Consider the following 20,898-nt stretch of genomic DNA (forward strand, 5'->3'; position numbering starts at 1 on the left):
GATTTTACCGGTGTTTCGGCGGCCACATCATCTGGCTCTGCAGGCATATCAAACTCAGCTAACAATGCATCGATATCGTCTTCCGCGTTTGCTTCTGTTGATTTTACTGCTTCTTCAGCGGCCACATCATCTGGCTCTGCTGGCATATCAAACTCAGCTAACAATGCATCGATATCATCTTCCGCGCTTGTGTCTGCTGATTTTACTGCTGCGGCAGCGGCAACATCATCCGACTCTGCAGGCATATCAAACTCAGCTAACAATGCATCGATATCATCTTCCGCACTTGTATCTGCTGATTTTACTGCTGTGGCAGCGGTAACATCATCCGACTCTGCAGGCATATCAAACTCAGCTAACAATGCATCGATATCGTCATCCGCGCTTGTGTCTGCTGATTTTACTGCTGCCGCAGCCACATCATCTGGCTCTGCAGGCATATCAAACTCAGCTAATAGCGAATCAATATCATTTTCTGCTGAAGCATCTAGATCATCAGTTTCATCTTTTCCAGTATCTTCATCTAAACCCGCCAACAAACTGTCTAAATCATCCTCTGGTGCAGCAGAATTTAGGGTTGCAGCAGGCTTATCATCTAATCCAGCAAGTAGACTATCGAGATCATCATCATCTTCAAGAGGTTCAAGATCAGAATCTTGATCTTCCATAGCCTCTGCCCATAAATCGTCTAATGAGGTCCCTTCTTCGTCTTCTATTTCTGTTTCACTAACAAACATATCTGACGCCATATCCATCTCGGCATCATCTTCCATTTGGATTTCAGGCTGTAAATCTACGCTGTCTAAATCCAATAAATCATCAATTGAATCTTCATCACTTGAATCTAAATGGACCACAATATCATCAGAGTCATCTAAGCCATCACTGCCTGTTGCAGCTGCAGACTCTTGTTCAGACTGGGTTGCTGTTTTCACTTCAGATTGTTGAGACTTTTTATTTCGGCGACTGAGCAACCAGAAAATAAGCCCGAAGATAATTAACAGAGGGATAGAGGCGGCAAGGATCAACAAAATGGTGTTATCCATTAGGCTACGCCAAAAGTCAGTGGGTTCTTCTACTGCGGGTTCCGCATTTTCGGTTTGATCTTCAAGTTTTTTATTTTCTAAGTTTAAAGCTTCATATTTCTCGCGTAATAGTTGTAGATCTTCTTCAAGCGAGGAAATGTTTAATGACATTTGTTCAATTTTGTTTTTCAACGCTTGATTGTCATTATTACTGACCATTAATTCATCTTGCGCGCGCGCTAGCTCATCCGTGACCATCAACGTTTTTGCATTAGCTTTATCTAAGGTGCTATTGAGATCATTTACGACAACCGCATTAGCCTCATTAATCGCTTTGGTTTGAACCGCTACAGCAGGTGTTTGCTGAACTATTTGCAGTGGTTTTGCAGCAGTAGGCTTTTTAGGCGTTTCGACTATAGGGGATTGAATAGGTTTATTAATAACGGGACGAGGCTGGGTTTGTCTGCTAGCGCGGCGGTCATCTTGTTCAGCACGGCGTTTAGCAACATCATTGGGTATAGCGGCTATCACATCTACAGAAGGAATAAGTAATATCATCCCTCGCTCTAGTGTATTGTAATTATTACCACTAAAAGCATGTGGATTCGCGTCAAATAACGCCGCCATCACTTGATAAATACTGACCTTATCACTGGGTCTGACTTTTTGCGCAATACTCCAAAACGTATCTCTTGATGTCGTCGGACCATATTGCCGTTTCGCTTGTTGTTTAACCTCGCCATTGGGGCCAGTAATTTTGAGCGTTTCTGCCTGTGCAGACTCAATAATTTGTACACTGGTTAAACCAACCGCTGTGCAGGCAATCAAACCCACAATATATGAAGTACGCAAAGTCATCCCATCCTTCCCTTTTAGCGCTATTGAGTTACCGATTTGGCAACAGGCTTTAGGCAATTTTTATCGTTAGTATTATGGTCGTTAACTGTATCGAGTCACATCAATCGTGAGCCAATTTTACAGGCAATTTCGATGTTATTGATGTTAAAAATGATATGTTTACGACTATAAACTAGATTCACCACACCTGCTACTATTGGGCTCAGTAAAACGGAAAAAGCCTGCGCATTGCAGGCTTTTTAAACTAAATCGCGTTGTTGATTAAGTCATTACACATTGTTAAAGCGTAATTAATAGTAATCTCTAATCAAAATCTCGGCAATTTGTACGCTGTTTAATGCTGCACCCTTACGAATGTTATCGGCAGTAACCCATAAATTTATACCGTGAGAGTGTGAAATATCTTTACGAACACGACCAACATAAACAGGATCATTACCTGCAGCTTCAGTTACCGCGGTTGGATATTCGCTATCATCATCAAACAATTCTACGCCTGGTGCATCACGTAAAACGGCTTTAACATCTTCTGCATCAACAGGTTGACGAGTTTCAATGTGGATAGCTTCAGAATGACCATAAAAAACAGGCACACGCACAGCTGTTGGATTAACCACAATTTCGTCATCACCAAAAATTTTCTGCGTTTCCCACACCATTTTCATTTCTTCTTTGGTGTAGCCATTTTCCATAAACACATCAATTTGAGGCAATACGTTAAAGGCAATTTGCTTTGGATAAACTGTCGGCTCTGACGGTAAACCTTGCAATAATTTAGCACTTTGACCCGCTAGCTCATCAATCGCCTTTTTACCGGTTCCCGACACAGACTGGTAGGTCGCTACGTTAATACGTGAAATACCAAAAGCATCATAAATAGGCTTAAGAGCCACTAACATCTGAATCGTTGAACAATTCGGATTAGCGATGATATTGCGATTACGGAAATCAGCAATGGCTTCTGGGTTAACTTCAGGTATCACCAGTGGCACATCTACGTCGTAACGAAAATGTGAGGTGTTATCGATAACGACGCAACCTGCATCACCCGCAATCGGCGCCCATTTAGCAGACACATCGCCACCAGCAGAAAAGAAGCCAATTTGTGCTTGGGTCCAATCAAACGTTTCTACGTCAAGAATTTCAACTTGTTTACCGTGAAAACTGACTGTTTCGCCAGCACTGCGACTGCTCGCTAATGGAAACAACTTAGCAACCGGAAAATTACGCTGCTCGAGGATCTCAATCATTGTTTGACCCACTGCGCCCGATGCACCTAAAACGACTACATTAAATTCCTGAGACATAATTAACGCTCGACTCCATATTATCCAGTTTGAACAATCAATCTACCCTAGTTTAGTTATGCTTTACTAGGGTTAATGTACTAAAAAAGCCGACTTTGAAGTGATTTTTTCTCAACTGGTTAAAATTACTGTTTTTTAGCTTCAATCTGTCGTTCTATTGGCAATATCGGCCTTGTATACTTTCACTAATTAATTAAAGCCTAAAGCACTCAACATCGGTGGGTTAATCGTACCATCAGATAAATAGTCCACAGATTGAGCTAACGAGATAGCACTATATTCACGACGATAAGTGTGGTTTTTACGCATTAAATCAAAACCTGTCGCTGTTGAAAAACACCCTCTAAAACTAAAGTCATCATCACGCAAATCATAGACCAAACGCGACAATTTCAGCAATTGGCTTTCAGTTAAATCACCTTGATTTACAATTTGGTTAAATTGAAATGCCGGTAATAAACTTTCTAATGATTTTTTCACCGGAAAATCAAGTAACTCACACCACTTTTGATACAACATAAACGTACCACGGGCTTTGCCTTCAAGGCTATAACCTGCAATATGCGGCGTAGCAAACTCTGCTAAGGCGACTAATTCGGCCATTGGATTTGGCTCACCTTCCCACACGTCAAGCACCAGCTTTACGTCATCGCGCTGTTGTTTAAACTTGATCAGCGCTCGATTATCAATAACCTCGCCTCGACAGCAATTTAGTAACCAAGTATTAGGCTTTAGCTTATTCAGTCGAGTTTCATCAAACAAGTACCAGGTTTTGTGCTCACCGTCTTTAGTGATAGGCACATGCAGACTGATAATATCGGCTTGTTCAATAATAGTGTCTAGCGACACAAACTCTCGGGTATCACCTTGCGATGCTTTAATGGGATCGCATAACAATACTTTTAGCCCATAAGCTTGCATACACTTCGCGGCTGCGGTGCCGGTATTACCCGCGCCGACAATCCCAACCACTTTACCGGCTAGAGACTCACCGAAACGTTGCGCTAACTCCAGCATGGCAATAAATGCATACTCACCTACTGCAGTCGCGTTACACCCAGGGGCATTAGTAAAATAAATATTGCGCAACGAAAGATAATCAACATCAATATGATCGGTACCAATTGTCGCACTACCCACAAATTTAAGTTTATGCGCATTTTTAATTAACGCAGCATTCACTTTGGTCACAGAACGCACCAATAACACATCAGCATCTTCAACTTGTTTAGCAGTCAAGGTTCGGCCATTTACATATTCAATCTTGCCTAAATAGCCAAACAAGGCATCAACATAAGGCATGTTTTCATCGGCAATTATTTTCATTTGGGTATCTTATTCACTGCGAGTTTAACGACATCACATCGCGTTTTTTTATAACTAGTATCTTATACCAAATTCACCCACTCCGTCATGGCAAATAGCGCTGAATGTTCTCGCTGACTAAACCTGGATGCTAGAGCGGACTTCGTCCTGCTAGTTCGCTTCGCGGTTATAAAAGCCAAGCGGTTAACATCAGAAACAACCGACAAATAACTCCGATATACGCTTACATCGCTTTCGCTTTTATAGCTTCTAGCCGCAAAGCGAACTAGCATCTAGGCATTTAGTCTTTCCATAAGCGCAGCGTTCGCTTGTAATCGCTTGTTACCGCCTGTTATCGCTTTTTCTCTATGCAAAAGGCAATAAAAAAGCCAGTATCGTTTCCGATGCTGGCTTTCAAATCATTCGCGGGTTGCCCCACTAATGAGGTTTTATGCTTTATATTTACGCATGACTAACGTTGCGTTAGTGCCACCAAAACCAAAGCTATTGCTCATGATGGTGTTCAATTCTGCTTTGCGCATTTCACGAACTACTGGCATGCCAGTTGCTTTTTCATCTAGGTTGTCAATGTTAATGCTTGGAGCAATAAAACTGTCTTCCATCATGATTAAGCTGTAAATCGCTTCATGAACACCCGCAGCACCTAAAGCATGACCTGTCATTGATTTAGTTGATGCGATAGGAGGCATGTTATCGCCAAACACTTCGCGCAATGCTTCAAGTTCACGCATGTCACCTACAGGAGTAGAAGTACCATGAGTGTTGATGTAATCAACTGGCGTATCGACGTCAGCTAATGCCATCTGCATACAACGTACGGCACCTTCTCCAGACGGAGCAACCATGTCGTAGCCGTCAGATGTGGCACCATAACCAACAATCTCAGCATAAATCTTCGCACCACGTGCTAAGGCATGTTCTAATTCTTCAACAACAACGATACCGCCGCCGCCAGAAATAACAAAACCATCACGATCGGCATCATAAGTACGTGACGCTTTTTCAGGCGTGTCATTGTACTTAGTCGATAGTGCTCCCATAGCATCAAAGCCCATAGTGAGTGTCCAATCGACTTCTTCAGCACCGCCAGCAAAAACCATATCTTGCTTACCCATTTGGATAAGTTCAACGGCATGGCCAATACAATGAGCTGAAGTGGCACAAGCTGAACTGATTGAATAGCTCGTGCCTTTAATTTTAAATGGTGTCGCCAAGCAAGCACTTGCAGTACTGGACATAATACGAGGCACTATATAAGGGCCTACACGCTTAACACCTTTTTCACGAAGTGTATCAGCAGCCTGAACTTGGTTTTTTGAAGATGCGCCACCCGTTCCAGCAATCAAGCCGACACGGAAATTAGAATATTGCTCTTCTGTTAAGTTAGCGTCAGCAATCGCTTCCTGCATAGCAATGTAAGCATATGCAGCAGCATCGCCCATAAAGCGTAGTGCTTTACGATCGATATGATCAGCTGGGTTCATTTTAATGTCACCCCAAACTTTGCTACGTAATTGCATTTCTTCAAACTGTGCCGAGTGAGTAATACCGCTACGACCCGCTTTAAGTGAATCAGTCACTTCTAGCTTGTTATTACCGATACTTGAAACAACACCCATTCCGGTGATCACGACTCTTTTCATTTTTATGCTATCCATTTGGTACATGTCGGTACTTAATTGCGGCAATCATAGCTGCTTTGAAGCAATTAAGTGGTCAGCTTTCCATAAACGCAGGTAAAATAATGCCAAGTTATCGGCCCTGAGTAAAATATTTTGAATAAAACACCTTTATTATCTGTATCCCCGAATTTACACGAGTTGCATATTTGTGAATTACTGGGCAACAACGTCAATCAAAATAGCCGATATCTCCATATTTTTAAGCAGTATATCGCCGAAGTATTGCAAAGCGGTGACGATAAAATAGCAGCCACAAATACTCAACCACATTTATTAACGCTAGGCCAACTCGGTTTTGGCGATGGCCACGAAATAATACTATTACTGGCAGCCTTGCAAGAGGCTAACCTGCAAAACCCTTTGAAACAGCAAAAAACTCGAATTCACATCAGTGTATTTGAACAAAGCCCAGTAAATCGTAAGCAACTAGAATACAAATGGCAACAACAAGGGCTACTTAATTCAGACCATCATTTATTCGATTTTACCCAAGCACTACTCAATGGTGAAATTGCAGCCATTGAAGGTTGTCAGCGGCTAGGCCTACTTCAAAACCAACTTATCATAGACCTGTATCAAGGCTCGCCACTAGCGCAAGCCAAAGTCATTGCCACGCCTGTTAAACAAAGGATAACACATTGGTTTGCCCTACCCCATACGAACCAAGAGGCTTATTCAGATCATTATTTCAATCAAAGTTCACTTTGGCAATATGGTCGGCTCAGTGTTGATAATGCAACATTTTTAACTGCCAGCACAAATGATACCGATGTCGCTCCGGCTATCAAAAAGCAACTAGCACTATGCGGTTTTTTATCAACCACATCATCAAAATCCAATGATGAGATTGCTATCGCAGAACGTAACGCACTAAGACAACAACTACAGCAACAGTTTGCTTATAACCCATTGCCACCGTTACATTCTAATAACAACAGCCCTATAGCTATTATAGGGGGCGGTATCGCTTCTGCAAGTCTTGCTTTATCTCTGGCTGAGCGCGGCAAAGATGTGATTATTTATTGCAAAGGTGACACATTAGGACAAGGCGCATCTGGTAACAAACAAGGTGCCATTTATCCCTTACTTACGCCAGAAAATGGATCGCTAAGCCAATTTTTCCAACAAGCCTTCCTATACAGTCGACGCAGAATTCGGGCATTAGTTGATAATGGATATGAAATAGGCCATCAGTGGTGCGGTGTATTACATACAGGTTTCGATCAACGTAGCCAAACAAGATTAGATAAAATTATTGATGGCCAAGCATGGCCAACTGAAATTGCTTTTGCAGTAAGTCCAAACCAAGCCACACGACTTGCTAACGTCGAGATTGATAAATCTGGCTTTTACTACCCATTAGGAGGCTGGGCTTGTCCGTTTGAATTCGCACAAGCTAGCATTGCCAAAGCACAAACATTAACCAAGGTTCGCGTTATTTATAATAGCGACATTAGCTCACTTGAATCACACTCATCAGGCTGGCAACTGTTTAGTGCCGGAAATAATACCCCTATAGCAACTCACCAACAGGTCGTCATCGCCTCTGGAGCTCAACTTACCCAGTATAAACAGACAAAAAACTTGCAAATCACTGGTTTTAGAGGTCAAGTTAGCCATGTACCGCCACAAGGTGAACTGGCACAACTTAATACTGTTATCTGCGCCAATGGTTATTTAACGCCACAACATAACCAATTACATTGCGTTGGAGCAAGTTATGTAAAAGACCCACAGCATCTTGATTTTTGCCCGATAGAGCAGCATGAAAACAGCCTAAAAATGCAACAAAGCTTTCCAAATTCAAACTGGCCTAACGATATTGATGTTTCAAACAATGACGCCAGAGTCGGCGTAAGGATGGTCAGTCGCGATCATTTTCCGGTAATGGGTTGCGCACCTGATGTTGAAGCGTTATTTACACGCTATGCTGTTCAGCAACAATCGAAAGACAAACCCAGTCTATGGCAACGTTATTGGCAAATAACACCAGCACCAATTTATGACGGATTATATGTGTTAGGAGGACTAGGTTCTCGCGGCCTAAGCTCAGGCCCACTGGTTGCTGAATGCTTAGCAGCAAACTTATGCGGTGAACGGTCACCATTAAGCCTAGAACTACAAGCACTGCTCAGCCCCAACAGAATGTGGCTGCGTAAACTGCTTAAAGGAAAAGCGTTGATGTGAGTATCGATAACGGAAAACTTCAAGCTGATGTCATTTAGTGGAAAAGGTAAATTAGTTCAGAGCTTCAAAGCCAAAGCGATATTCATCTTTAACGATTGATAGGTACTAACAGCGAAGTATTAGAGACCTATATAAGATTTTTTCAAAAAAATGCTACAAACTTAACTTAAGCGCAGCATATTATTTTAATCCTTAGTTTTAAGCTAACGCTTGTTCTATATCCGCGATAAGATCTTCTACATTCTCTAATCCGACTGAGATACGCAGTAAGTTGTCGGTAATGCCTGCAGCTAGTCGGGCTTCTGGGGTGTAAGGGGAATGGGTCATTGATGCAGGGTGTTGGATCAGCGATTCTGCGTCACCTAAGCTTACGGCGATAGTGAATAGCTTTACACTATTAACAAAGTTGATTGCGTCTTGCTTGTCGCCTTTTAACTCAAATGCGATAACGCCGCCGGCGCGTTTCATTTGGTTACCAATGAAGCGATGACCTTGGTGGTGTTCTAAGCCTGGATAAAAGACTTGGCTGAATTTAGGGTGTTTATCTAAAAATTCGGCTAACACTTCTGCGTTGTCACAATGACGAGTTAAGCGTACGTCTAGGGTTTTTAAACCGCGTAAAATTAACCATGCATCGTGTGGTGAAATCACGCCACCGAAGTCTTTTAGGATTTCGTATTTCAATCTGTGCATGTGCTCTGCATTGCCGCACACAATACCTGCGATAACATCGCCATGACCGTTTAAGTATTTCGTGGCACTGTGGATCACCATGTCAATGCCTAACGCTAGTGGTTGCTGCAAAAGTGGTGTCATAAAGGTGTTGTCGACGATTGAAACTAGATTATGTGCTTTAGCTACTTTGGCCATAGCAGCAAGATCGAATACTTGTAAATGTGGATTTACTGGTGTTTCGCAAAACAACACTTTGGTGTTTGGTTTGATGGCAGCTTCGATTGCAGCTATGTCGGAAAAATCGACCAATGTTGATGTAATACCTAAGCGCGTTAGCTGAGTGGTCATGAGCGCGAAGGTGCAACCATAAACCGCTTTAGATGCGACTAAGTGATCGCCTGCATGTAGATGAGTTAATAATGCACTGGATACAGCAGCCATACCAGATGCAGTTGCTGCGGCATCTTCAGCACCTTCTAGCAGCGCCATTTTACGCTCGAGCTCTGCAGTTGTCGGGTTGCCTAAACGAGTATAAATATAGCCAGGTTCTTCTCCGGCAAAACGTGCTCCGCCCTGCTCGGCTGTATCAAATACAAAGGTGGCTGTTTGATACAAAGGTGTAGTGAGTGAGCCAAAGGCTTCGCGTTGATGTCCGCCATGAATGGCTAATGTGGCTAAGTTCCATTTACCCTGATTGTTATCTTGCATTGCTTCTCCCTGCGCCACCTTGTTATGAGTTGTTACCCTCTTTGGGGTTATTGTTGTGGTGGTCGGAATTTAAGATACAGTGGAATAAAATATAACCAAGTGATTGTTGAAAAATAACCCACAAAGTGATGTAAAAACAATTTTACAAACAGCTGTTTACATCGTTTAAATCACATATGTGAGTCCAGTAAATGCACACGGAAGATGTGTGACAGCAAGGCAATTAGTTCGACAAAGATTGCTTCAGTTTAAGCATTCCTTGATCGATACTCACCAGCGGCTGGTAGCCTAAGTCTTGTTTTGCTGCGCCAATGTCAAAGTAATGGCTGGTCGACAGTTGCCTTGCTACAAAGCGAGTCATAATGGGCTCTTGCTGTTTATTAAACAAACCATAAACAAATTCAAGTACAACACCTGCGGTGTAAGCGACACGCGTTGGTACACGTTTGGTCACGGGCGGTAAGTCGACACACGCTAAAATGCGATTAAGCATGTCTGCCATGGTAATAGGTTGATCATTACTTAAAAAATACGCTTTACCGGCGCATTTAGCGTCTGCTATTAAGTCTACTGCAGCCAAAATATGGGCGTAGGCGGCGTTATCAACATAAATGGTATCGACCAGTTTATCTTCATTTCCCACTAGCTTTAATCGCCCTGCTTTAGCACGTTCAATCACTCGAGGTACCAGGTGAGGATCGTTTGGCCCCCAAATTAAATGTGGCCGTAAGGCGGTGGTTCGAAGTTGAACTGTATTGGCTGCAAGCACATTTTTTTCGGCAATGGCTTTAGATTCGCCATAGTAATTGAGGTATGTGTCAGCGTAAGGAGCTGATTCGTTAATGCCGTTTTCGTCACGCCCTGCAAAGGTCACGCTTGGAGTACTGGTGTACACTAAACGTTGTATATTAAGCGCTTTACAGGCATTAATAATATTGTTTGCGCCATCAACATTAGGTGAGTAATAGCTTTGCTTACTGCCCCACACGCCTGCCTTTGATGCTACATGAAACACTACGTCACAGCCTTGCATTGCCTGTTTTACCGTGTCAAAGTCGTTGATATCACCTTGACGCATATCAACACCAAGCTCAACAAGCTTAGGATAATATCCTCTGGCAAAACCCACTACCTCAATACCTACGGCCAATAAACGCCGACAAATAGCAAACCCTAAAAAGCCGCCTGCACCGGTAACAAACACTTTGTTGACCGATAGCGCTAATTGTTTAAGTGCGGCTTGCTCTAGGGGATGTAAGTCTGTCAGCTTCATTATTATTACCTTGTTGTTACTTTAGGGCCGGCCGTATTATTACGTTATGGTGAGACTTATCATTGCTGAATGACTGCCTTACTACGGTCTAAGTACAGCGGCCTTACTACAGTCTAAGTACGGCCTTATTCTTTCCACTGCTTTTGTGCCCAAACAGCGAGCTTTTCTCTGAAGATTTTAGCATTATGGCGTACATCTACAGGGAAGTCGGGATGAATTAAAAAACGACCAATACCTTGCGTATGTGGATACTGCTCGGCTAATTCTATTAACTCTTGATAAAGGGCTTTAGCCGTTGAGCAAACAATATCTTTTTGCAATTCGATACACATTACTGGCACAACGTCCCCACCCACATTAACGCCAACAATGGCAGAACGTTTGACTTGAGTGTGAGTATTAAACACTCGCTCACAGGGCAGTGTATAAAAGCGCTTTAATTTTTGCTTACCGCGCGTGGCATCAACAATATGGCCTTTACGACCACACATCCACAATAAGCCATTATCATCAAGATAACCCACATCTCCCATGCGGTGCTTAACGTGTTCACCGTCGTGTATTTTTGCTAACTCAGTGGCATGTTGACGCTGATAATAGGCTTGACTGACCATAGGGCCGCTCACGACAATTTCACCAATTTCGTTAGCGACAAGTTTTTTAACATCGACCCAATGAGGTTGAGGCTTATCTGTAATCGCAATAATATCAACGCTCACCGACGATATCGGTTTACCGACACAAATGCCTTTACCTTGATCGGTCTGTTGACTGGTATTAAATAACGCGTGGCTACCAATCATACTGATGGGTAACGACTCTGTCGCACCATAAGAGTTAAGCACTTCAACTTGTGGGTTAAGCATGTTGCTAAAGCGCTTGATTGAGCTAATCGTTGCCGGAGCACCCGCTGATATCACTCGCTTAACGCTAGTGAGTTTATGCTGACTTTGTTCGCCTGCTTGGCCTAATCGCTCTAACAAGGCAGGATTAACAAACATGTTACTGCATTGATATTGATCGATTGCGGCAAACAAATGGGCTGGGTTGGCGGTGATTGGTTTGCTGGCATCCATGTCTGGCACAATGGATGCCATGCCTAATGCAGGGCCAAATAATGAAAACAGCGGAAAAGTCGCTAAGTCTCGCTCGCCAGGTGCAATACCGTAATCGTGTTTAAGTGCGCTAATTTGTGCTTCAAACATCCCATGGCTGTACACCACGCCTTTGGGAGTACCAGTACTGCCACTGGTAAACAAAATGGCCGCCATATCATCTGGCTTTAATAACGCCATTTCCAGAGGTTGAGCAACATTACGGCCAATTTCGGTAATGGTTTCCAAACTTGTTGCGTTAGCTAGCAAACGTTGAATGCCTGAACCACCGACATTAATCACCTGCTTAACACTGCCTTTGCCCCACCCAAGCACCCGCCTAGCAATATGCGCTTTAGGTATGCCGATAAAGGCATCTGGTTGCGACTCTGCAAAACACTGTTTAAGATTTTTGATCCCCATGCCTGGGTCGACTAAAATGGGGATAATACCTGCTTTGAACAAGGCAAACGTTAACGAGAAAAACTCAATGCTTGGGGTGACCATTAACACGGCTTTCATGCCACGCTTGATACCGTATTGAATAAGCCCTTTGGCAATCATGTCTGATTGTTGATGTAAGGTAGCAAAGTCGATTTCTTGATAATTGAACTGGCCCAGCTTAGCGTGCTGCACAGCAACTGCAAGACCGGCAGGCATAGCTTGCGCAGCCGTTTTAAGGTGCTGACAGATATTGGCATTAGCAAGTGTAGAGGTTTTGGTCATGTGGCTTCATTTTGGGCTAATGTGAATAACGCATATATGCTGGTTAACAAGTACGCCAACATATAGATAATTTTAGACGATTAAATAGCTAAAAGGCTCAAATGAGCCTTTTAGGGTGTAATTAATTTTTTTCGATGAAGTCTTTAATTAAGCCAATCACTTCGTCGCTGGCATCTTCAAGAATGTAATGACCGCAGTCAGCAAACTCGTGCACCGTGGCGTGAGGCATTCGCTGTCGCCATTCTTCTAAAAAATACTTATCAAACACAAAATCTTGTAAACCAAAACAAATCAACGTCGGTATGTCAGCAAACTCGCTTAAGCTATCGCCAATGCTAGTCACTAAGTCGTAGTTTCTGTCGCCAGGTTTAAGTGGAATGTCTTGAACAAAGCGTAGTGTCGAAATACGGTTTTTCCAAGAATCAAATGGCGCTACATAAGCTTCACGCACTTCTTTAGACATGGGTTTACGTTTAACCCCCACATACGAGGCTGCTGATGAAAATGCATTTAACCCACGGACTAACAAGGTGCCGAGTAAGGTTTCGCGGCAAATCCATAATGCCCAGGGAAAAGGCTTAGTTTTAGGAAGATGAAACGCGGCCGTGTTTAAACACACAATGCGTTTGATGCGCTCAGGATGACGAGCCGCAAAGCCCATTCCAATCATACCGCCCCAGTCGTGTACCACGAGGGTGATGTTTTGTTTTACATCAAGGCTGTCTAGCAAGGCTTCTAAATCATCAATACGGTTTTTTAGGGTGTAATCGTATTGTGGATCATCGGGTTTGTCTGATAAGCCGCAACCAATATGGTCTGGCACAATACACTGATGCTGATCGCTCAACGCGCTCACTAAATTACGGTAATAGTAACTCCAACTAGGATTACCGTGCACCATAACGACTGGCTCGCCTTGGCCTTCGTTTATGTAATGTAGTTTATTGCCGTTACGGTCTAAATAATGACTTTTAAATGGCAGTAAGTTGTCTAGCATGATGCATCCTGTTAACTATTTTTATAATGATATGCAAAAATTCAGTGCAGCCCAAGGCTTACCACTTAATTCCTAACATCATGCAGTTCAAACCACTGCCTATCCCTAAAAAGCTGACTTGGTCGCCAACACGTAAAAAACCTTCATCGTGGGCAATTGCAGCAGTAACAGGTAATGAAACCGTACCCATGTTGCCTAAGGTTTGATAGGTGGGATATTCTTTTTCGTGGGGGATGTTTAATGCATTTAGCACTTGTCGGCGGTTTGATGCGCCCACTTGGTGACAAATCACTTTATCAACTTGCTCAACAACCCAATCACGCTGCTCTAGGAAATGCTCCCAAGTGTGCTTAGCAAGCTCTACGCCTTCTTTGAGCAAGGTAACTGCATCGGTACGCATAAACTCGCGATACAATAAGTGCCCTGCTTCTTGTAGGCCCCACTGACACAATTGGTGGTGCTCTGGTGCAGACAAATGACTGGCGCCTAATAACTGATGCTGACGCGTGGTGGTGAGTGGCAAAGTGCCATCGGTTAAAATGACTGCTACCGCACCTGAACCACCGGTTAACGTAGCCAATGACTGAGCAAAATTCTGCATTGTCGGTTCGGCTAGCATGTGATCGATGGTGGCATCAACGATATCTCGTGCAGATTCGCACGACACAACCATGCCGGCTTTGATTTGCCCAAGTTCAATACGATTGGCAATATCTAAAATACCCGACAACACCCCTAAACAAGCATTGCTGATGTCGTAAATGGCTGTGTCTTTAGACACGCCAAGTTCGGCAGCAATACGGCAAGCGGTTGCTGGTTCGTGTTGGTCACGGCACACACCCGTGTAAACCACAGCACCTAAGTCGCTGACATTAATACCGGTTTCATTCACGGCTTTACGTGCAGCAGCAATAGCGCCGTCTGATAAACGATGACCTTTAGGCCACCAACGACGCTCGGTAATTCCGGTTAATGCGGCAAGTTGCCCCATCGGAATACGAAACTTTTGATAAAGCGGGGCCAAGCGAGATTCTAAATCGCTACTCGACACTACTTGGGGTGCTAGCTCATAAGCCAGACTATTGATAAAGACGCGTGAATATTTCATTAAACCGTATAATTCGCTTCGCTCTAGCAAGCACAAAAGCCACTAGAATAGTTGTTATTCGTTATTAACCCGCCATTTGAACAAGAATGGCTTAATTATTCAATCAAAAACAGCAAGCTAATGCGGTAATTTGGATAATATATTGTGGTTAGATTTTATTATTTGATTAACTAGTTTGTTGATTTTCACAGTTTTAGGGCAAATAGACTAGTATAAACAAAGGTTTAATTTACAGTTTTGTGACAAAGGCTGCTATTAGTTTGTTTTAATTGCTTGGATCATCGCATTTCGTGGTGTAACACTGTTTGCACAAAATTCAGTCAAAGCCACTTGATATCCCTGCTCTTGTAAAAAACACACTCGATCGAGCAACAGCCAATGCTCCAAAGCTCGGCGAAATAGATGGGCCACTAAATCTATTCGCTTAGTAAGCCGTTGTCGCTCAATTCCGCGGTGCAAATAATGGCTCAAATTAATCTCACTGGATATAACTAAATGCTTTTGATTTGCAGCCCATTGGCAAAAGTCGCTAAAACTGCCACTAAGCTGGCTTTTTTTAATGGTCGGCACCGATAAATAAGCATCGATGCCGCGAATTTCTCGTTGCAAACTGTCAAAACCTAAGCGCCATGATATCTCTTGATTGCGTAATGTTTGTTTTTTGGTGCCTGCAATAACGCTTTGTTGCAATGGCAGCTGTAAGTCATGCTTTGACAGTTTGACCGCACTGACTTTGGCTAAGGCCGATAGCGGTTGATAATGTGTATGTTCAATCAAATGATAACAGCAGGGTGAAATAGACATCACCCGAGTGCCTGCCGATACTGCGAGTTGGAGTAAACGAATGTGTAAATCACCACAGGCGTGCAATGCGATTGCATGTTGATCAATTAACAAAAGCGGTTTACCTGGGTCGATTGGCGCAAAAGCATCGGCACAAATAAAAGTTTGCGGTAATTGCCATTGTTTTGCAAAAACCTGGCCTTGTGAGCATAAACTCGCTTGCCACTCAATACTTGTTACCTCAACATTTTGCTGCTTAGCCACCAAGCGGCCCAAATGCCCTTTACCAGCACACCACTCTAAAATAGGTAACCGAGGTAGTTGGGGTTGAGATTGTGGATCAACTTGCTCCGAGAACGCGGTAATCTGTTGCCACTTTCGACCTTTAATATGGGCACTAAAATGCGCTGAATCGCTAATTAGGTGATCATTCACGAGTGTTTCAGTGTCAGAAACAGCTTGAGCATCGTCACTGTTAATCGTACTTGTAGGCAAAGTGATGACTAACAAGCTTAATTGGCTAATTAACTGATCAACCTGCGGCAGTTTGCTTTGCTTGATATCGCGAATCAGACTTGGCAACAACGACTCTACAAGCTGTTGCTGATCCATATCAATAGTATCAATTTCTACATCATCAAGTTGCCACACCTTTTGGGCTAATTGTGGGAAATCGTGCTGCCAAGGTAAGTGGTCACACTCAAACGCGACCAGCTGCCATAAGGGTTTTAGAGCCTCAAGAAGTGAGTCTATGGCATTAAAGGTCTGTTGATATTTGATTACGGACATATTGAGACTTGTAGTTAACCTTAGCCGATTGAAATGATAGGATGCGAGTCATTAAATCACCGAACTGGAATTGTAAACTATGCACTCACCTTGTGTCGCCCGTTGTGGCTTAAATGCTGACGATTATTGTATGGGCTGTTTTCGTCACATTGATGAAATTGTAACGTGGTCACAAGCCAGTGAAGAACGAAAGAAACAAATTTTTGATAGTCTAGAAGGCAGAAAACAGCTGTATTTAGGCGACAACAACAACCAAACGTTGTCACGGGCAAAATGGTTGGAAGCTGAAAAGCGGATTAAACGGTAATAAGTGATTACGAGCGATTACGAGCGATTACGAGCGATTACGAGCGATTACGAGCGATTACGAGCCTAGATGCTAGGGCGGACTTCGTCCAGCTAGTGCGCTTCGCTTCTATAACAACGGTAATGCATCAAGCAGACCCAGCTCAGAAGTATTTCCATGATGGGACCTAGCCCTAAGCTTGTATCTTTTGAATTTGATTTTATAGCATCTCGCCGCGAAGCGACCTAGCTCCTAGGCTGTTTCCCGCTTGTCATCGATTTTCATCGCCAGTTATCAATCTAACCAACTTTTAACATTGCCTGTATAGCATCTCGCCGCGAAGCGTCCTAGTTCCTAGGCTTTTTATCGCTCGCCATCGCTTGTTATCGATTTTCATCGATTTTCATCGATTTTCATCGATCTTACCGGCTTTGACATTGCCTGTATAGCATCTCGCCGCGAAGCGACCTAGTTCCTAGGCTTTATATCGCTCGCCATCGCCTGTTATCGAGTTTCATCGCTCTTACCGCTTCTACCGTCTCAGCTCTACTTCTTCATCATCGCTTTTAAGTCTGCGAACGGATTGAAAGTGGCAGCATCTTGTTTGGCTTCTTTAGTGCTACCGTAACGAATCAACTCTTCAAAGCGTGAATGTTCATTGTCGTGACAGTACAGGCACAACAACTCCCAATTCGTACCATCTGACGGGTTATTGTCATGATTATGATCACGGTGATGCACAGTTAATTCAGATAAATTTTTATGAGTAAATTCTCTAGTGCAACGCCCACATACCCAAGGATAGAGCTTAAGCGCTTGCTCACGATATCCTTTTTCACGAGAGGCTTTGTAGTCTCTGGCTTCAGCTAATACTTTATCTAATTTACTTTCGTTGGCTGACATTAATTTATCACTCGTAAAAAAAATTACCCCAAGGATAATCACTGTTATCGCTTGGGGCAATTGTTTGCTAGATCTTATTTTAAGATTCTTGTGTGATTAGCACTGATTAACAATGACAAAGCAATGATAAAACATCACTTAGCTTATTCTAATCACCTAAAGCCTAGATACTATACAAGCAAAGTAACAAACGATGATAAGCAATAAAATGAGATGACAAGCGCATCGCTCGCCGTTATCGCGTGATACCGATTGTTACCGCAAACTGGCTCTTATAGCAGCGAAGCAAACTAGCAGGACCCTGTCCGCTCTAGTATCTAGGCATGTTATCGCTTGTTATCGCCATTATCGTTTATTAGCGCCGTTACCGCTTGTTACCGCAAACGGGCTCTTATAGCAGCGAAGCGAACTAGCAGGACGCAGTCCGCTCTAGTCTCTAGGTTTGTAATCGCTTGTTAGCGCAGCTATCGCTTGATACCGATTGTTTCCCTTCAACTGGCTCTTATAGCAGCGAAGCAAACTGGCAGTCCGCTCTAGTATTTAGGCATGTTATCGCTTGTTATCGCAGCTATCGCTTGATACCGATTGTTACCGCTTAAACAGGCTATTATAGCAGCGAAGCAAACTAGCAAGACGCAGTCCGCTCTAGTATCTATGTTTGTTATCGCTGTTATCGCTTGATACCGATTGTTACCGTTTCAACAGGCTCTTATAGCAGCGAAGCGAACTAGCAGGACGCAGTCCGCTCTAGTCTCTAGGTTTGTTATCGCTTGTTATCGTTTATTAGCGCCGCTATCGCTTGATACCACTTGATACCGCTTTTATCAGTGTTATCGCTCAAACCGTCTTCCAGCCTATTTAAGCTGCTTTACTGTTCGATATTCCAGCGGTTAAATTAAAGCGCATTGCATCTTCAAATGACCAATCGACAAAAATAAGGTCGTCGCGTTTAACCAAACTTGTCACCCCAGCTATTTGGTAACTGAGTTGGAATAATACTGGCACCCAATCACCTTCTGGCAATGCATCGGCAAGGGGTTGTGGTGCTGAGTCACTCATAATAAAGCCCACGACAAAACTACCATTGGCTTGTTTGACTAATACCGTTTTTTGGGTTTTAGGTTGGCCGTCGCGGTTCATTAAACTGGCGATATCACGAATACTGCCATAAACAGATTTAAACAAAGGAAACTTCATCAGTTGGTTTTCTACCCAACCGTACACCCAAGCAATTGGACTAACGGAAAATAATAATCCCGCTACAAACACTAAACTCGCTACCAAACAAAATCCTGCGCCAACAAAAGCCGCTTTTACCCCCACAATATCAAGCAATAATTTACCTAAGCCATCGAGTGAGATAAACAATGACCAAAATAGCCAAATAGACAACACCATAGGTAATAAATTGGTTAAACCACGAGCAAGGGTATTTTTCATGAACGATTTCTTCTACATCAGATTTAGGCGCCAAAGATAACAAATATCCATCAAAACCGCTAAACAAAAACGCCCTATGCTGGGCTGTTTGTTCGATAAACAGTGCAACATAGGGCGTTTCTAAAGTCGCTAAGACCTATTACAGCTCTTTTTCCATTTCTTCGTAAGAAATATGGCGAACGTCTTTACCTTTCACATAGTAAATAACGTATTCACAGATATTTTTACAACGGTCGCCGACACGCTCAACTGCACGCGCAGCCCATAATACGTCTAACACACCAGGGATTGAACGAGGATCTTCCATCATATGAGTCATTAATTGACGAATAATACCTTCATACTCTTTGTCTAATTTCGCATCTTCTTTGTGTAACTCAAATGCTTGATCAGCATCCATACGTGCTAGTGCATCTAACGTTGAGTGCAACATACGTGTGGCGTGACGCCCCATGTTTTCAATACTCACCAATAAAGGCTGTTGACTGTTAGCGCGCTTTTCTACCGCGGCTTTGGCGATACGAACACAAGCATCACCAATGCGTTCAAGATCGGTAATGGTTTTAGAAATAGCCAAAATTAAGCGTAAATCACTGGCAGCAGGTTGACGCTTAGCAATAATACGGGTGCACTCTTCATCAATAGCCACTTCCATACCATTGACTTTGTGGTCGCCTTCAATCACTTGTTGCGCTAATTCTGAGTCAAGTGTTGCTAGCGCATCCAATGCTTGCTCAAGCTGGCGCTCAACAAGCCCGCCCATGGCTAATACGCGATTACGAATATCATCAAGCTCGGCATTAAACTGACCTGATATGTGTTTACTTAAATTCATTTTTTCCATGATACCCACCTAAATTCTGTATGTTAATTAAAAGCGTTTTAAGCAAGATTAACCGTAACGACCAGTAATATAATCTTCTGTTTTACGCTTTTTAGGGGTCGTGAAAATGGTGTTGGTATTAGCGTACTCAACCAATTCACCCATGTACATAAAGGCCGTTTGATCTGACACTCGTGCCGCTTGTTGCATGTTATGCGTCACAATCACCACGGTATATTTTTGCTTTAACTCAGTAATCAATTCTTCAATAGTTAATGTTGAGATTGGGTCAAGTGCTGACGTTGGCTCATCGAGTAATAATACTTCTGGCTCAATGGCAATGGCACGGGCAATCACCAAACGTTGTTGCTGACCACCGGATAAGCCAAATGCATTGTCATGTAGACGGTCTTTCACTTCGTCCCAAATCGCTGCGCCACGCAATGAACGCTCTGCCGCTTCGTCTAAATCACGACGATTACTTAACCCTTGCAAACGTAAACCATACACCACGTTTTCGTAAATTGACTTAGGGAACGGGTTAGGACGCTGAAACACCATACCGACGTTACGACGTAGTGCCGCTACATCGACTTTCTTGTCATAAATGTTCTGCCCATGAAGTAAGATTTCACCTTCAATTTTACAACTATCAACCAAATCATTCATGCGGTTAATACAACGTAACAGTGTTGATTTACCGCAACCACTTGGGCCGATAAATGCCGTAACTTGTTTTTTAGGGATCTTCATCGACACATCAAATAGCGCTTGTTTGTCACCGTAACGTAAATCAAGATTACGGATTTCAAGTGCGGTATCCTGTGCCGGTAAATTAGCTAAATCAACGGCTTCTGTTTGCATTGCTGAACTATCAATAGAAATCATTTTATCTTTCCTCAGGATAT

Annotated in this window: 16 protein-coding genes; 2 read left to right on the forward strand and 14 right to left on the reverse strand. The window is 43.0% G+C overall.

Annotated features, from left to right (window positions below; genetic code table 11):
• From AAEY94_RS20160 to fabB, 4 genes are all read right to left on the reverse strand, one after another.
• The coding region (locus AAEY94_RS20160; RefSeq protein WP_350979837.1) for a FimV/HubP family polar landmark protein at positions 1-1,883 on the reverse strand (1,883 nt) is incomplete at its 3' end.
• A 290-nt stretch (positions 1,884-2,173) separates the two neighbouring features.
• On the reverse strand, positions 2,174-3,190 hold the full coding sequence (locus tag AAEY94_RS20165; RefSeq protein WP_011636866.1) for an aspartate-semialdehyde dehydrogenase: 1,017 nt from the start codon (positions 3,188-3,190) through the stop codon (positions 2,174-2,176).
• Between the two features lie 189 nt (positions 3,191-3,379).
• Positions 3,380-4,516: a 4-phosphoerythronate dehydrogenase gene (locus tag AAEY94_RS20170; RefSeq protein WP_101086716.1), complete on the reverse strand. Its 1,137-nt coding sequence runs from the start codon at positions 4,514-4,516 to the stop codon at positions 3,380-3,382.
• 428 nt (positions 4,517-4,944) lie between these two features.
• A complete protein-coding gene (fabB, locus tag AAEY94_RS20175; protein ID WP_162024366.1) occupies positions 4,945-6,159 on the reverse strand; it encodes a beta-ketoacyl-ACP synthase I in 1,215 nt (404 codons plus the stop codon).
• A gap of 132 nt (positions 6,160-6,291) precedes the next feature.
• Between fabB and mnmC1 the strand changes: the two genes are divergently transcribed.
• Positions 6,292-8,385, forward strand: a complete 2,094-nt coding sequence (gene mnmC1 / locus AAEY94_RS20180) for an FAD-dependent 5-carboxymethylaminomethyl-2-thiouridine(34) oxidoreductase MnmC1 (RefSeq protein WP_350979840.1) — start codon at positions 6,292-6,294, stop codon at positions 8,383-8,385.
• Positions 8,386-8,583: 198 nt separating this feature from the next.
• On the opposite strand, the gene megL is transcribed toward mnmC1, so the two are convergent.
• The 6 genes from megL to AAEY94_RS20210 form a co-directional block, all read right to left on the reverse strand.
• Complete coding sequence (gene megL / locus AAEY94_RS20185) at positions 8,584-9,768, reverse strand: methionine gamma-lyase (RefSeq protein WP_350979842.1); 1,185 nt, start codon at positions 9,766-9,768, stop codon at positions 8,584-8,586.
• Positions 9,769-9,991: 223 nt separating this feature from the next.
• On the reverse strand, positions 9,992-11,041 hold the full coding sequence (gene oleD, locus AAEY94_RS20190) for a 2-alkyl-3-oxoalkanoate reductase (protein WP_350979844.1): 1,050 nt from the start codon (positions 11,039-11,041) through the stop codon (positions 9,992-9,994).
• Between the two features lie 125 nt (positions 11,042-11,166).
• Entirely contained in the window at positions 11,167-12,861 is a 1,695-nt protein-coding gene (oleC, locus tag AAEY94_RS20195; RefSeq protein WP_350979846.1) for an olefin beta-lactone synthetase, read from the reverse strand.
• Positions 12,862-12,982: 121 nt separating this feature from the next.
• Positions 12,983-13,858: an alpha/beta fold hydrolase gene (locus AAEY94_RS20200; RefSeq protein WP_101086712.1), complete on the reverse strand. Its 876-nt coding sequence runs from the start codon at positions 13,856-13,858 to the stop codon at positions 12,983-12,985.
• 58 nt (positions 13,859-13,916) lie between these two features.
• Positions 13,917-14,966, reverse strand: coding sequence for a 3-oxoacyl-ACP synthase III (locus AAEY94_RS20205; RefSeq protein ID WP_101086711.1), 1,050 nt, complete (start codon positions 14,964-14,966; stop codon positions 13,917-13,919).
• 255 nt (positions 14,967-15,221) lie between these two features.
• On the reverse strand, positions 15,222-16,538 hold the full coding sequence (locus AAEY94_RS20210) for a methyltransferase (protein WP_350979847.1): 1,317 nt from the start codon (positions 16,536-16,538) through the stop codon (positions 15,222-15,224).
• Positions 16,539-16,617: 79 nt separating this feature from the next.
• On the opposite strand from AAEY94_RS20210, the gene AAEY94_RS20215 reads away from it, so the two are divergent.
• The gene (locus AAEY94_RS20215; RefSeq protein WP_101086709.1) at positions 16,618-16,845 is read left to right on the forward strand and encodes a DUF1289 domain-containing protein; all 228 of its coding nucleotides are present in this window, start codon (positions 16,618-16,620) and stop codon (positions 16,843-16,845) included.
• Positions 16,846-17,370: 525 nt separating this feature from the next.
• Here AAEY94_RS20215 and AAEY94_RS20220 read toward each other — a convergent pair.
• The 4 genes from AAEY94_RS20220 to pstB form a co-directional block, all read right to left on the reverse strand.
• Complete coding sequence (locus tag AAEY94_RS20220; protein WP_041413485.1) at positions 17,371-17,727, reverse strand: YajD family HNH nuclease; 357 nt, start codon at positions 17,725-17,727, stop codon at positions 17,371-17,373.
• Positions 17,728-18,585: 858 nt separating this feature from the next.
• Positions 18,586-19,167 carry a DUF502 domain-containing protein gene (locus tag AAEY94_RS20225; RefSeq protein WP_350979849.1) on the reverse strand — a complete coding sequence of 194 codons (582 nt, stop codon included), beginning with the start codon at positions 19,165-19,167 and terminating at the stop codon, positions 18,586-18,588.
• Between the two features lie 139 nt (positions 19,168-19,306).
• Positions 19,307-20,011, reverse strand: coding sequence for a phosphate signaling complex protein PhoU (phoU, locus tag AAEY94_RS20230; protein ID WP_041412865.1), 705 nt, complete (start codon positions 20,009-20,011; stop codon positions 19,307-19,309).
• A gap of 48 nt (positions 20,012-20,059) precedes the next feature.
• Positions 20,060-20,878 carry a phosphate ABC transporter ATP-binding protein PstB gene (gene pstB, locus AAEY94_RS20235; protein WP_101086707.1) on the reverse strand — a complete coding sequence of 273 codons (819 nt, stop codon included), beginning with the start codon at positions 20,876-20,878 and terminating at the stop codon, positions 20,060-20,062.
• Between the last annotated feature and the right edge of the window lie 20 nt (positions 20,879-20,898).

The organism is Shewanella sp. AC34-MNA-CIBAN-0136 (assembly GCF_040309945.1).
In the GTDB taxonomy this organism is placed as follows: Bacteria; Pseudomonadota; Gammaproteobacteria; order Enterobacterales; family Shewanellaceae; genus Shewanella.